The organism is Nocardia halotolerans (assembly GCF_042650145.1).
GTDB lineage: Bacteria > Actinomycetota > Actinomycetes > Mycobacteriales > Mycobacteriaceae > Nocardia > Nocardia halotolerans.
Map to the genome: position 1 here is coordinate 80,331 of NZ_JBHSDL010000005.1, position 11,525 is coordinate 91,855.

Annotated in this window: 21 protein-coding genes and 4 tRNA genes; 24 read left to right on the plus strand and 1 reads right to left on the minus strand. The window is 63.8% G+C overall.

Annotation, left to right across the window (positions count from 1 at the left end; all coding sequences use genetic code 11):
- Window positions 1-85 precede the first annotated feature (85 nt).
- From ACFO5K_RS04435 to ACFO5K_RS04550, 24 genes are all read left to right on the plus strand, one after another.
- Window positions 86-325: a hypothetical protein gene (locus ACFO5K_RS04435; RefSeq protein ID WP_378556023.1), complete on the plus strand. Its 240-nt coding sequence runs from the start codon at window positions 86-88 to the stop codon at window positions 323-325.
- The gene (locus ACFO5K_RS04440; RefSeq protein WP_378556026.1) at window positions 318-788 is read left to right on the plus strand and encodes a hypothetical protein; all 471 of its coding nucleotides are present in this window, start codon (window positions 318-320) and stop codon (window positions 786-788) included. The genes ACFO5K_RS04435 and ACFO5K_RS04440 overlap by 8 nt, the downstream gene beginning before the upstream one ends.
- Window positions 781-1,254: a hypothetical protein gene (locus ACFO5K_RS04445; protein ID WP_378556029.1), complete on the plus strand. Its 474-nt coding sequence runs from the start codon at window positions 781-783 to the stop codon at window positions 1,252-1,254. Before ACFO5K_RS04440 ends, ACFO5K_RS04445 begins: the two co-directional genes overlap by 8 nt.
- The gene (locus tag ACFO5K_RS04450) at window positions 1,247-2,059 is read left to right on the plus strand and encodes a DNA methyltransferase (protein WP_378556032.1); all 813 of its coding nucleotides are present in this window, start codon (window positions 1,247-1,249) and stop codon (window positions 2,057-2,059) included. Before ACFO5K_RS04445 ends, ACFO5K_RS04450 begins: the two co-directional genes overlap by 8 nt.
- Window positions 2,052-2,942 (plus strand): DUF5131 family protein, encoded by an 891-nt coding sequence (locus tag ACFO5K_RS04455; RefSeq protein ID WP_378556038.1) that lies wholly within the window; start codon window positions 2,052-2,054, stop codon window positions 2,940-2,942. Before ACFO5K_RS04450 ends, ACFO5K_RS04455 begins: the two co-directional genes overlap by 8 nt.
- Entirely contained in the window at window positions 2,939-3,145 is a 207-nt protein-coding gene (locus ACFO5K_RS04460) for a hypothetical protein (RefSeq protein WP_378556045.1), read from the plus strand. Before ACFO5K_RS04455 ends, ACFO5K_RS04460 begins: the two co-directional genes overlap by 4 nt.
- On the plus strand, window positions 3,142-3,492 hold the full coding sequence (locus tag ACFO5K_RS04465; RefSeq protein ID WP_378556048.1) for a hypothetical protein: 351 nt from the start codon (window positions 3,142-3,144) through the stop codon (window positions 3,490-3,492). The genes ACFO5K_RS04460 and ACFO5K_RS04465 overlap by 4 nt, the downstream gene beginning before the upstream one ends.
- Entirely contained in the window at window positions 3,485-4,147 is a 663-nt protein-coding gene (locus ACFO5K_RS04470; protein ID WP_378556051.1) for a hypothetical protein, read from the plus strand. Before ACFO5K_RS04465 ends, ACFO5K_RS04470 begins: the two co-directional genes overlap by 8 nt.
- Window positions 4,144-4,305 (plus strand): hypothetical protein, encoded by a 162-nt coding sequence (locus tag ACFO5K_RS04475; RefSeq protein WP_378556054.1) that lies wholly within the window; start codon window positions 4,144-4,146, stop codon window positions 4,303-4,305. The genes ACFO5K_RS04470 and ACFO5K_RS04475 overlap by 4 nt, the downstream gene beginning before the upstream one ends.
- Window positions 4,306-5,114: 809 nt before the next feature.
- A tRNA-Ile gene (locus ACFO5K_RS04480) sits at window positions 5,115-5,188 on the plus strand.
- A 374-nt stretch (window positions 5,189-5,562) separates the two neighbouring features.
- A tRNA-Trp gene (locus ACFO5K_RS04485) sits at window positions 5,563-5,634 on the plus strand.
- 117 nt (window positions 5,635-5,751) lie between these two features.
- Window positions 5,752-5,827: transfer RNA gene (locus tag ACFO5K_RS04490), tRNA-Met, on the plus strand.
- Window positions 5,828-5,880: 53 nt separating this feature from the next.
- A tRNA-Pro gene (locus ACFO5K_RS04495) sits at window positions 5,881-5,953 on the plus strand.
- Window positions 5,954-6,642: 689 nt separating this feature from the next.
- Window positions 6,643-6,810: a hypothetical protein gene (locus ACFO5K_RS04500; protein ID WP_378556056.1), complete on the plus strand. Its 168-nt coding sequence runs from the start codon at window positions 6,643-6,645 to the stop codon at window positions 6,808-6,810.
- Between the two features lie 20 nt (window positions 6,811-6,830).
- Window positions 6,831-7,043 carry a hypothetical protein gene (locus ACFO5K_RS04505; RefSeq protein ID WP_378556059.1) on the plus strand — a complete coding sequence of 71 codons (213 nt, stop codon included), beginning with the start codon at window positions 6,831-6,833 and terminating at the stop codon, window positions 7,041-7,043.
- A complete protein-coding gene (locus tag ACFO5K_RS04510; protein ID WP_378556062.1) occupies window positions 7,044-7,346 on the plus strand; it encodes a hypothetical protein in 303 nt (100 codons plus the stop codon).
- A gap of 284 nt (window positions 7,347-7,630) precedes the next feature.
- Window positions 7,631-8,281 (plus strand): cutinase family protein, encoded by a 651-nt coding sequence (locus ACFO5K_RS04515; RefSeq protein ID WP_378556065.1) that lies wholly within the window; start codon window positions 7,631-7,633, stop codon window positions 8,279-8,281.
- Between the two features lie 10 nt (window positions 8,282-8,291).
- Window positions 8,292-8,459, plus strand: coding sequence for a hypothetical protein (locus ACFO5K_RS04520; RefSeq protein WP_378556067.1), 168 nt, complete (start codon window positions 8,292-8,294; stop codon window positions 8,457-8,459).
- A 17-nt stretch (window positions 8,460-8,476) separates the two neighbouring features.
- On the plus strand, window positions 8,477-8,701 hold the full coding sequence (locus ACFO5K_RS04525) for a glutaredoxin domain-containing protein (protein WP_378556070.1): 225 nt from the start codon (window positions 8,477-8,479) through the stop codon (window positions 8,699-8,701).
- Complete coding sequence (locus ACFO5K_RS04530) at window positions 8,685-8,966, plus strand: hypothetical protein (RefSeq protein WP_378556073.1); 282 nt, start codon at window positions 8,685-8,687, stop codon at window positions 8,964-8,966. Before ACFO5K_RS04525 ends, ACFO5K_RS04530 begins: the two co-directional genes overlap by 17 nt.
- A 3-nt stretch (window positions 8,967-8,969) precedes the next feature.
- A complete protein-coding gene (locus ACFO5K_RS04535) occupies window positions 8,970-9,203 on the plus strand; it encodes a DUF7427 family protein (protein ID WP_378556076.1) in 234 nt (77 codons plus the stop codon).
- Window positions 9,200-9,367: a hypothetical protein gene (locus ACFO5K_RS04540; protein WP_378556079.1), complete on the plus strand. Its 168-nt coding sequence runs from the start codon at window positions 9,200-9,202 to the stop codon at window positions 9,365-9,367. The genes ACFO5K_RS04535 and ACFO5K_RS04540 overlap by 4 nt, the downstream gene beginning before the upstream one ends.
- Window positions 9,368-9,414: 47 nt before the next feature.
- Window positions 9,415-9,903 (plus strand): sigma factor-like helix-turn-helix DNA-binding protein, encoded by a 489-nt coding sequence (locus ACFO5K_RS04545; RefSeq protein WP_378556082.1) that lies wholly within the window; start codon window positions 9,415-9,417, stop codon window positions 9,901-9,903.
- A 23-nt stretch (window positions 9,904-9,926) separates the two neighbouring features.
- Window positions 9,927-11,261, plus strand: a complete 1,335-nt coding sequence (locus ACFO5K_RS04550) for a PBSX family phage terminase large subunit (protein WP_378556085.1) — start codon at window positions 9,927-9,929, stop codon at window positions 11,259-11,261.
- Between the two features lie 59 nt (window positions 11,262-11,320).
- On the opposite strand, the gene ACFO5K_RS04555 is transcribed toward ACFO5K_RS04550, so the two are convergent.
- On the minus strand, window positions 11,321-11,464 hold the full coding sequence (locus ACFO5K_RS04555) for a hypothetical protein (protein WP_378556088.1): 144 nt from the start codon (window positions 11,462-11,464) through the stop codon (window positions 11,321-11,323).
- Window positions 11,465-11,525: the final 61 nt, after the last annotated feature.

Here is an 11,525-nt window from a genome sequence, read left to right on the forward strand (position 1 = left end):
AAGTTCGCGACGTCGTCGCCATGTTTTCCGGGCTGTGGTGAAACCTCCACGGCCATAACTGATTCTGTTCGAAGGAGTGCTGACCATGGATGAAATGTCGATCAGGGACACGGCGGTCATGGCCGTGGCGACCGATACCGCCGAGGACCTGGAGCGCAAGGCGATTCAGATGCGGGAGGTTCTGGCTTCTCATGGTGCGCCCGATGGGAAGGCCGATGAGGGTATCGAGATCTGGACCGGGATTGCTTTGCGTATGCGGCAGGGCGGATTCCGCACGTTCGGTGAGTGGTCCACGTACTTCGGTGCGGGTGCCAGTGATGAGTGACGCCGAGACTCCTACTGACCCGATCCCCGCCGACGACCAGCCCCACGCCTACGTCCTTGTGGAGCGCACGCACAGCCCCCACGCCGACCGGCCCGAGTGGGATCGGGGCGCGATCGTGATCCCCGAGTGGGACCACGACGAGCTGGCCCACTGGCGCGACTACCACGACAAGTACGCCCTGATCCCGATCGGCCCGGACGGGGACACCGGCACCCGCGCCATCACCGAACCCCGCACCGTCAGCACGGTCGAGGAACTGGACGCGTTGCCTGAGGGCACGGTGATCCGACTCCGCTCGCTCCTTCTGCAAGCGGGCTGGTCTGACATCGACCTCAGCAAGCGGGCATGGGCAGGATTCGGGCATCACCGTTTGCAGTCGAGCAGCGCGGTGATCCTGGCGGCCAAGGGGCTGTGTGACATCACCGTCGTGGACGTCCCTGCCGAGGTGTCCGATGGTGAGTGACCGCGACACCCTGACCGAGCCCACCCCGGTCGGCTACGTGCATGTGGAGCGCACCGGGCCGGGGTGGCGCTTGGTCGAGGACGAGGGCATGGCCCCCGACGCCTCGTTGATCGCGGCAGGGTGGGCCAACGAGGCGGTTGGCGTGGTCTACCTGCACGACGAGGTCAAGGGCTGGCGTCCCGCCGCCCGCGAGATCACCACGGCCGCCCAGGCCGACGCGCTCCCCGTCGGCACCATCCTGTTCCACGTCGACTGCCCGAACCCTGATCCCTGCATCTGGCGGCGTGCGTGCAGCCCGTCGGAAGTCGAGGACGAGATCGACGGCGGCACATTCGACCACATCCATTGGGCGGCGTGGGGCGACGAGGACGAGCGCTACGACGGCGAAGACCTGGAGGGCCACGCCGATTGCGGCGGCCCGCTGCTGGTCGCGTACGTCCCCACCGAGGAGGCCGGCCGTGGCTGACCCGTACTACGCCGACGAGCACGTCACGCTCTACCACGGTGACTGCCGCGCGATCGACGCGTGGCTCGCCGCCGATGTCCTGGTGACCGACCCGCCGTACGGCCGCGATTGGAAGCAAGGTGCCGGGCTGCTCAGCGGGCACGGGGGCAGCCATGTCCCCGCCGGGCACCGGGGGATCGCGAATGACCGAGACACCACCGCCCGGGACGCGGTGCTTGCCGCGTGGGGAGACCGGCCCGCCATCGTATTCGGCGACCCGCTGATCCCGGCGCCAGCCGCCACACGACAGGCGCTCGTGTACGCCAAGCAAGCCGACGCGGGCGTGCGAGGAGCGCTCGCCGGATTCCGGCGCGACGTGGAAATGATCTACCTCATCGGGAAATGGGGCGCAGGAATCGGCGGCGAATCATCAATCCTGCGTGCGACAGGGTTGATGGCGGGCGAACACGGTCTCGCCGCACGATCAGGTCACCCTCACGCGAAATCCACGGCGGTGCTTGAGGTGCTAATCCAGCGGTGCCCACGGGGCATGATCGCCGACCCTTTCGCCGGATCGGGTTCGACTCTGATCGCCGCGCGCAACGCGGGCCGACGCGCAATCGGCATCGAGATCGACGAGCGCTACTGCGAGGCCGCCGCCAAACGACTCGCGCAATCCGTCCTAGACCTGGGGGTCCCCGCCGAGGACGCCTGCCCGCACGACAGCCGTAGCGGTGCCGGCGGGCGGTGGCGGTGCGACCAGTGCGGTACCGACTGCGGACCGAACACCTACCTCACCACCACCGAGGAGACCAGCCGTGGGTAAGACATCGATCGAGTGGACCGACCAAACCTGGAACCCAGTTACGGGCTGCGAAAAGGTGTCTCCGGGTTGCGACCACTGCTACGCCGAGGGGATCGCGCATCGGTTCGCCGGCACCCCGCAGTTCCCGAACGGATTCGGTGTGACGTTGCGTCCGGAGCGCCTGGAGGAGCCGTTGCATTGGCGGAAGCCACGACGCGTCTTCGTCAACTCGATGAGCGATCTGTTCCACGCCGACATTCCAGACGAGTTCATCGCGAAGGTGTTCGCCACCATGGCCCGCGCACCCCAGCACACCTTCCAGATCCTGACGAAACGACCCGGCCGGATGCGGGCGCTGCTCGCCGATACACAGAAGCTGTTGGAGGCCACGACCGACGAGGAGACGGCCGCCGCGATCTATGACGCGCCATGGCCGCTGCCGAACGTGTGGCTGGGTGTCTCGGCCGAGGATCAGAAGTGGGCCCGCGTGCGGATCCCGGTTCTCCTCGATACCCCGGCTGCTGTCCGGTTCGTCAGTGCGGAACCGCTACTCGGGCCCATCGACCTGAGTATGTGGCTGGAGAACGACCCCGGGAAGTTTGTCGTGCCACCGCTTGACTGGGTGATCGTCGGCGGCGAATCCGGGCACGGCGCCCGGCCGATGCACCCGGATTGGGCGCGAGGCCTGCGCGATCAGTGCGTAGGAGCGGCCATCCCGTTCCTGTTCAAGCAGTGGGGCGAGTACGTGACGCCCAACCAGATGACCGAAGACGCCTTCAGAGGTTGGGACATCGAACACGGTTCCGGCGAAACCCGGGACGCGTACTGGCGTGTCGGCAAGAAGGCCGCTGGCCGTGAGCTGGACGAACGCACCTGGGACGAGTACCCGAAGGCCACCCCGTGAGCATGAAGTACGTCCGCGACTACTACGCCGTACCAGCGAAGCGCGGTGGTCGGGTCCGGTACACGGGCGATGGAGCACCGCGGCTCGGCACCATCACGAGCGCAGACCATCGCATCCGGGTCCGCCTCGACGGCGAGAAGCGCCCCCGAATCTTCCACCCGACATGGGAACTCGAATACCTGCCCGAGGAGGCGGCCCGATGACCGACACCCTGCACACCGTCGAGATCACCGGCAACCCGGACGACGCGGCGACCTGGCAGATCAAGTTCACCTGCCACGGCGACCGTGATGCCGAGTGTCACCAGTACCCGGATTGCGATTGCGAGCGCTGGGACAGCGACCACGAGGAGGAGCAAGGGCACCCGCTCGTGCCGCATGACCAGTGCTGGATGAAGAACTGGTTCGACAACGACTGCACCGACCCCTACTCCGAGACGCTGATCGAATGCGATTACACGGTCGGCATGTCCGGGCCGATCAAGGCGCGGTTCGAGGAGGACGACTACGTGGCATGGGAATTCATCGAGGAGGCGAAGACCGATGCCTGACCCCTGCTCTTGCTCTCCCGGTGCCTGCCACGGCGGGCACACCATCGACGTCGGCCCGTCCTGGGTGCGCGTCCCCGAGGATCGATTGCGCGCCATACGCGACAACCGGACCGCCAACGCGGACGAGACTGCCGCGATGGCCGCCGAGCTGCTGGCCGCTCGTGCCCGTGCCGTGTCCATGCAGGCCGCTCTCGACGCCAACACCGCCGATCGAGAGGGTTTGATCAACCGCGTCACCGCGCTGGAGGCCGAGTTGGACGCGTCTCGCGCCGATGCTGGCCGTGCCCATGGTCAGGCGGGGGCATGCCACGCTCGCGCGATGGAACTGCGGTCGCAGGTGACCGCCCGCGACAAACGCATCACCGAGCTGGAGGGGTGGCAGGCCCACGCTTTGCAGCAGGCTCGCCGTGCGGCCGATGACACCAACAGGTGGAACGCCATGTGGGACGCCGGCGACGGCAAATCCACAGACTTGGCGGACATGATCGACGCCATCCTCGACCAACGCGACACCGCCCGCGCACTGGTCGACCATGTGCAAGCAGCCCTCGCCGAGCATCCCCGCTGCGATGCCCACCCCGACGACGACGTGATCACGTGCGGGTGGAAACGGGCCGTCGCGAGCGTGCAGCACGCCCTGGAGACCGCCGCGTGACCGCGGTGCTGCTCGTGTTGTGGCTGCTCGTCGCGGTCGTGGTGCTGGCGCTCCTGGCTGTTGGCACCGTCCTCGTCCTTGCGCTCGTACACCTCCAGCGCGCCGTCGATGTCGAAAAACGCGGGCCCTGCGCGGGGCGGGCGGAGGGCACCAAATGAGAACGAACCAACCGCTGACGACCGCCGCGAAGAACACTGCCCGCGAGATCGAGAACCGGTACCGGTGCATCGACGCCCGCCACGAGCCCCGCACCTACAACCCGTGGCACGGCACGTACTGCTTGTGTGGGCGGGCGATTTGGGACGACGAACCCATTCCGCCGACCGACTACGAGTCCGCCGAACGCGATCAGAGCCGAACTGACTTCGTGGGCAGGGCTGCCCGTGATTACCTCGCCCGAACGCATGGGAGAACAGCATGAACCCAGGAGGTCACACTGTGAACGTTCTATGGAACGAGGCGGCATGACCGGGCAGTCGAGGCAGGGGCAGCACACCGCCACCTGCGAGTATTGCGGGAAACGGTTGTACCGGTCCCGCCGTGACGCAAAAACCGCGGCGAGGGCCGCGTTTCCTGGTGAGCGGTTCAGTGCTTATTCGTGTCCGGTGGTCGACGGGTATTGGCATTTTGGTCATTTGGCGCCGGAGGTGCGGTCTGGTGAGGTTCCTCGGGGAGCCTTTTATGGGCCTCGGGGTGTGGGTGTGGTGCGGCAGATGCAGGGCACTCGGAAACCGGTCGTGAAGAAGTACAGGGGGTATGCGGCGTGATTTGCATAAATGGGCGGTTCAACCCAGCCAACTTTATCGTTACCGAATTGTGATATACAACCAGAGAAACTGTGTCCGCCGGATGCTATTGTCAGTCTCGTGCATTACGTGTGCCCAAAACCGGATCGGCAACCCGATTACGTAGCACACAACCCGCCCAAGCTGCTGACGTACCAGCTCGGTGCTAACAACTTCATACAGTCCTCCTAGCCCAATTGGTTGAGGCACCGCAACAATATTGCGGTTGATGCTGGTTCGAATCCAGCGGAGGACCCAAAGCATCGGTTTAGCGGCCGGTGCTGGTGGTGACAGAGAGAGCGGCTACCGCGTGATCGGGCCGCGAATGTGTGCGACTGCCGGGAACCTAACGGCCAAGTGGCTGAGGGGAAACCTTCGCAGGCGGAAACCGGTCCGTAGCTGGACAGTCGCAGCACCGGGTACCTAATCCTTACGATCCGTGCCCCGGTCGGAGTCTAGGCAACTCCCCACCCACTAACTTCGCCTCGGGCCTCGCGGGCTTCGGCCTCCTCCCGAGGACAACAGAATTGCCGCACGGAACTACAGGTGCGGAGCAGCGGGACATTGATCCCGCCAGTCCACCACGGTGGGCGACTACATAGCAGACCGCCCGCAAGGGCGCCTGCTCCTATGGGCGTAGCTCAGTGGCAGAGCAGCGGTCTCCAAAACCGTGTGTCGGAAGTTCGACCCTTCCCGCCCGTGCGACCGGCGAGGCGGAGGTAACCAATCCTTGCGCGGCTGGATAGAGCGGCCCGGCCGAAAAGCCTGCGTCTAGGTAGCGCCCTACGGAGTTGGATACCTCCGATATCAAAGCCCCATTGCGACGTAGGGGGAGTCCGGCTACCCCGTCAGACTCATAATCTGAAAGTCGTCGGTTCGAATCCGACCGCCGCATCAATGATGCCCGCCAAGGCTAGAGCTACGGCTTCCTTACTTCGACGGGGCTTTCGGGATGTAGTTCAAGTGGTAGAGCACCCGCTTTGGGAGCGGGCTGTTGCGTGTTCGAGTCGCGCCATCCCGACGCAATAGCCCTACCTTCCCAACTGGGCAGCTGGGCTATCTCCGCATTATAAAGATCGAGCCAACGGGGGGTGCAGCCGTGCCTATGGCGACCAAAGAAGCGCAGCGCGAGTATCAACGGAAGTGGATGGCCGATCGTCGCGCGAACTGGTTCCGTGGCAAGTCCTGCGTTAGATGTGGTTCGACGGGACCGGCTAGAAATTGACCATGTCGACCCACTGTCCAAGGTTACCCATCTGGTGTGGTCGTGGGCAGAGGAACGACGAAACGCCGAACTCGCGAAGTGTCAGGTGCTTTGTAGGCCGTGCCATGAGTCGAAATCTGTGGTCGATCTTGTCGAGGTTTTCGGCGTGAAACTTGCTGAGCATGGCGGAATCGCAATGTACTACCGCGGATGCCGTTGTCGCCCTTGCAAGGATGCCTGCGCCGCTTACAAGCGTGACTATCGGGCTCGAACTCGATCAGCTTTGGCCGCCGCGTAGTGGCGATGATGGTTCACCCGAACTGTTGGCTCGGCTGCTGCCACCCGCCGACACACGCCACGGTCCGCCAGCGCGAGAAGCGTGAGACCGCGGCCTGGGCCGACGAATACGAGAACCCAGGCGACTGGACTGCTGATTGCTGCCCCGCCGTGGCACCGCTGCGCTGCATCTGCAACAACTTCGACTGCTACTACCCCGAGGGGCCCTGGTGGAGAACACCTCTGAGACTGTGAGCGCCACCGTGCGCGCAGCTGCCGATGTGATCGCTGATGTGCTGAACATCGATTCGTTTGCCGACGAGGTGGACGCTGAACTCGCGCCTCTGTACCCCGAGGTTGCGCACGCCTACGCACACTTCACCGCCGAGATCCCCTGACCGTGCGCATGCTCGGCGCCATGGCCAGGCGCCCCGTGTGCGTGTTCTGCGGGCCCAGCTCCGGCGACTTCATCGACAAACGCGGGCAACGCTCCCGCGAACGTCAAGCACTCGCCCGCTGGGTTGACGAGTACGAAGACCCCGCCGACGTGATCGACCGGGCATGCCCGAAAGGCGGCCCGGACTGCGGCTGCCACCACTACCTGCCCGGCGAACTCGACCAGGAGAACTGAATGTCACGTCCCATTCCCGACTGCTGCGACATCGAGATCATCGAATACGCCGACACTGACGACCGATCCGGTGCTGCAGGTGTTGTGCGTCCGCAAGAGATCCGCATCAACGGCAAGCCGGTCCTCTCCCCGAAGGACAACCCCGTGGTCATCCACGAGTTGGCCATCGGCGGTGACGATGTGGTGAAGGTGACGCTGACGGTGTTCGCGCGTCTCGTGAAGATCGGCCTCGAAACCAAGACGGATGAGACTGTCAGCCTGGAACCCTCTGCTGATGCTTTGCGTCTCGGCGGCCACTCCTAGAACTTAACTGCGCCCATTGGCGTAGTGCGACCTCCTATGTGGGGTAACGCAAATCGGTAGTCGGTGTCTGCCAGGAGAACTCCCACCGCTCGTTTTCGCCACCACCCTCGTGCCCCATTCCGCATCCGGGGCCGCCCCGCCTTTCGGGCGCCTGGCTGTAGGGCTTCTCAGGTGGCGGGGCCGCCGGCAGCGTCACCGCGCCGCGGCCCGCCCGCCGGACCAGTTTTCGCTACCTGGGAGTCCGGCGGGCCCAGCTTCATTGTTTCGAGCGGCCGGGAGGCCCCATGAACATCGGCACCCGACTCATCGCAGCGGCCACACTCATCGCCGCCACCCTGATCGTCGCACCCGCCACAGCAAACGCAGGCGGACCCGGCTGCCCCGACACGTACACGTTCGGGGTCGGCGGATTCGAAATCAACGGTGGCGGCACCGGACAAACCTCGACCTACATTCCGGCCGACCAACCCGTCGGATACAACTCCGTCGACATCACCGCTGGCGTCAACGAACTCGACCGCCTGTTCCACGCTTACCGCAACCGGTGCCCCGGAACACACCTCAAAATGTTGGGCCACTCGGGAGGTGCAGCCGTTGTTCACGTTTGGGTTTCGCAACACCAAACCGAACCGAACGCCACCGCCATCCTCCTTTCCGACCCTAAACGAACAGCAGGTCCGGGAGGCCCTGGCATCGCCGCGAACCCGTTGGCCGTCCCCGCCGACCTGCTCGGACTGTTCCGCGGCGCTGCAGGTGTGGATGCAAACTTCGGGGCGTTCCCCGTCCTGACGGTGTGCAACGCGGGCGACTGGGTGTGCAACGAATCCGCAGGCATGTGGGGATATTTGACCACCGGTGTGCACGGCAAGTACGACCTCAACCCCCGGAACTACCCGAACTTCGTTCGCGGCAACTGGTTCCCGCCGGTCTACTGACAGGACCACCATGACCGAACGAGTCGAAGCCGCCGAACGACGCGCCGCCGACGCTGCCCGCCAACTCGCCGACGCCCAAACCGCCTGCGCCCGCGCCACCGCTGATGTGATCACCGCCCAACACCAGTTGAACAGTGCGCTCGACGACATCACCACCGCACTCAACACAACCGAATAGAGCTTTCGTTGATCACTGTGTACACCCAACCCGACTGCCAGCCCTGCAACGCAACAAAACGAACGCTGGACAAACTCGGGGCCGAATACACGCTGATCGACATCACCGACAACCCGGACGCATACGACACGATCCGGGAACTCGGCTACCAACAAACCCCGGTGGTCGTGACCAACGACCTGCACTGGTCCGGTCACCGCCCAGACCATTTGAGGCGGGCCGCGAATGCCACGAACACCTGAACAACGCGAAGCTGACGACGCACTCACCGCCGCAATCGACACCGTCTGGACCGCATACGTCGAGGACGACGACCCCGGCCTCCTCACCGACTACATGGTGATCGGTGTCCGACGCGGCTACGACGACGAGGGCGACTCCTGGTCCCAGGTGTGTCGCTTCTCCCGCGACGACTCGGTACCAGAATATGTGCTGCTCGGCCTGCTCGAACAAACCCGCAGCGCTATGACACGCCCCGACATCGTGGTCGTCGACGACGAGGAGTAACCGGTGTGGCGTTCACGGATTCGTGCCGGCCATCTGTGGCTGGTGTTGGTCGGTGTTGTGACCGTGCTCGAAGTGATCGCCCCGGAAGGCGAACTACTTTCGGAGGGTGTCGACCGCGGTCTTGAGGAACATCCGCTGCTTGTGCGTGCGGCGATCATCATCACCGCCCTGCATCTGATCAACGGGTTGCCTCAACAGCTCGACCCGTTTGCCCGACTCCCGAGAGTGTGGAAATGACCATCACCCCCGGCACCATCGTGACCGCGACCGACCTCCCCGGCCGATACCGCGTCACCCGAATCACCCACGGCCAAGCCCTGATCTGGCCGCTCACCAGAGGCACCGCACACGTCGTGCGCCTCGCACGGATCGCCCAGGCGGCGACCGTCCCCACCACCTAGTACGCGAGTCCGGCCAGGAGCCCGCCGCGCCCTGGAGGTCCGCCAATATGGCACGCAAGAAAACCACCCCCGTCGAAACCCTGGTCGAGACACAGCAGAAACGCAATCGTGCGCTCGAACTTCGTATGGCGGGCAAATCCCACGCCGAGATCGCCGAGGAACTGGATGTTTCCAGCTCCAGCGTCTCCCGCTACATCACCCAAGCGGTCAAAGAAATCACCCGCGAAAACGCCGAAGAATACTTGACCATCGAACTCGGTCGCCTCGACTTCCTCTGGGACCTGATCCACCCCGACCTCAAGGCCAAAGACAAAGGCTACGAATGGAAGATCGACCGCGCCCTGTCGATCATGGATCAACGCGCCAAGCTCACCGGCAGCTATAAGGCTGCCGAGCTGAAGGCGATCGCCGAGGCTAAGGGCGGAATGTCCGCCGAAGCGACGTCGATGATTAGCGACTTCTTCGGCCGTATGGCTGAACTAGTTGCCGCTGACGAGCTCGCCCAACAATCTGACGACGACGGCGGTTCCGAATGAGCCGCCAAGATGAGCTAGCAAGCTTGCTCGACAACCTCCCACTCTCACGCAAGCAGATCACCTCCATCGTCCAATCCCGTGAATATCGTACGTCCATCTGGTCTGGCGCGGTTCGTTCAGGCAAGACCATAGCGAGCATTCTCGCGTTCTTCGACGCGATCACGCGCGCACCGGCTAGCGGGTTGATCCTCATCTGCGGACGGACGCTGCAAACCATCGAGCGCAACATCCTCGAACCGATGCAGGATGAGAACGTATTCGGCCCGTGGGCGCGCGAAACCCATCACACCCGCGGCTCCAATATCGCGGTGATTTTCGGTCGCACGGTGCACTTGATCGGTGCATCCGATGTTCGTGCCGAGGGAAAATTGCGCGGCCTGACAGCCTGTTTGGCGCTCGTTGATGAGGCCACACTACTGCCGGAGTCATTTTGGACACAGTTGCTGGCGCGTCTGTCTGTGCCGGGTGCCCGATGCCTCGCCACGACCAACCCCGATAACCCGAACCACTTTCTGAAGGTCGGGTACATCGACCGGGAAGACGACCCGGAGATGGACGTGAAGTCGTTTCACTTCACCCTCGACGACAACCCGAGCCTGCCGCCGGAATACGTCGCCGCGATCAAAGCCGAGTTCACGGGCTTGTTTTATTTGCGGAACATCTTGGGGCGCTGGGTCGCTGCAGACGGCGCGATCTTCGACATGTACGACCCCGACCAGCACGTGGTCCCGTGGGATCTGCTGCCAGAGATGCGGTGGATCATCGGCGTCGGTGTCGACCACGGCACCACGAATCCCACGCACGCGGTAATCGTCGGCCACGGTGTCGACGACGTCTTGTATGTGATGGATGAGTGGCGCCACAAGTCCACCTCGAACGAAGCCCGCTGGACCAACGTGCAGTTGTCCAAAGGGTTGCGGGACTGGCTCGCCCAACCGCACCACCCCTCTGACCCCGCTGAAGGTCAACCGTGGCGCGGATACGTGGTCGTCGACGGCGCCGCCGCCGACTACCGGGTCCAGTTGAAACAAGACGGGCTGTCGACGGTCATCGCGCAAAAGGACGTCCTGTACGGGATTCGAACATTGACTGCGTTGGTCGCTGCAGGTCGGTTGAAATTCACTGACCGGTGCCCTGAGCTGTTGAAAGAGATCCCCGGATATGTGTGGGACACCAAGGCGACTGACCAAGGTAAAGATGCTCCGGTCAAGGTAAATGACCATGGATGTGACAGTTTACGCTACGTGATCGTCACTACCGAACGTAAATGGCGGCGGCAGATCAAACTGAACGAACTCCCGGTCAAAACGGAACCGGAACCCGAAAACAAACCAGTCGAAGTCCGGTTCGCCGCATAGAAACTGGCGGTTTGCCAACACTCATAGGATTGGTGTAACCGATCTTGGAGGTTGGAATGTCATTCGCTGATGACGCTTTCGAATTGCGGCAGCGAACCCGCAAACCACGACCCTGTTCCACGGGCGCGTGGCTGGCTTCGCTCGATGAACGGGACCGGCAAGCTCTCGACGTTCTGCTCGCAGATGGTCAGCCCATCGCTCATGTGTGGAGGCTCGCCGTGAAATACGGTCTCGACGCCGCAGAAACCAGGTTCCGGGTGCACG

Bases quoted from the DNA above. Each gene is read 5' to 3' on its own strand.
- ACFO5K_RS04435 (WP_378556023.1), top strand. From the start codon at position 86: ATGGATGAAATGTCGATCAGGGACACGGCGGTCATGGCCGTGGCGACC.
- ACFO5K_RS04470 (WP_378556051.1), top strand. From the start codon at position 3,485: ATGCCTGACCCCTGCTCTTGCTCTCCCGGTGCCTGCCACGGCGGGCAC.
- ACFO5K_RS04505 (WP_378556059.1), top strand. From the start codon at position 6,831: ATGGCCAGGCGCCCCGTGTGCGTGTTCTGCGGGCCCAGCTCCGGCGAC.
- ACFO5K_RS04465 (WP_378556048.1), top strand. From the start codon at position 3,142: ATGACCGACACCCTGCACACCGTCGAGATCACCGGCAACCCGGACGAC.
- ACFO5K_RS04440 (WP_378556026.1), top strand. From the start codon at position 318: ATGAGTGACGCCGAGACTCCTACTGACCCGATCCCCGCCGACGACCAG.
- ACFO5K_RS04545 (WP_378556082.1), top strand. From the start codon at position 9,415: ATGGCACGCAAGAAAACCACCCCCGTCGAAACCCTGGTCGAGACACAG.
- ACFO5K_RS04510 (WP_378556062.1), top strand. From the start codon at position 7,044: ATGTCACGTCCCATTCCCGACTGCTGCGACATCGAGATCATCGAATAC.
- ACFO5K_RS04530 (WP_378556073.1), top strand. From the start codon at position 8,685: ATGCCACGAACACCTGAACAACGCGAAGCTGACGACGCACTCACCGCC.
- ACFO5K_RS04555 (WP_378556088.1), bottom strand. From the start codon at position 11,464: ATGAGCGATGGGCTGACCATCTGCGAGCAGAACGTCGAGAGCTTGCCG.
- ACFO5K_RS04520 (WP_378556067.1), top strand. From the start codon at position 8,292: ATGACCGAACGAGTCGAAGCCGCCGAACGACGCGCCGCCGACGCTGCC.
- ACFO5K_RS04540 (WP_378556079.1), top strand. From the start codon at position 9,200: ATGACCATCACCCCCGGCACCATCGTGACCGCGACCGACCTCCCCGGC.
- ACFO5K_RS04515 (WP_378556065.1), top strand. From the start codon at position 7,631: ATGAACATCGGCACCCGACTCATCGCAGCGGCCACACTCATCGCCGCC.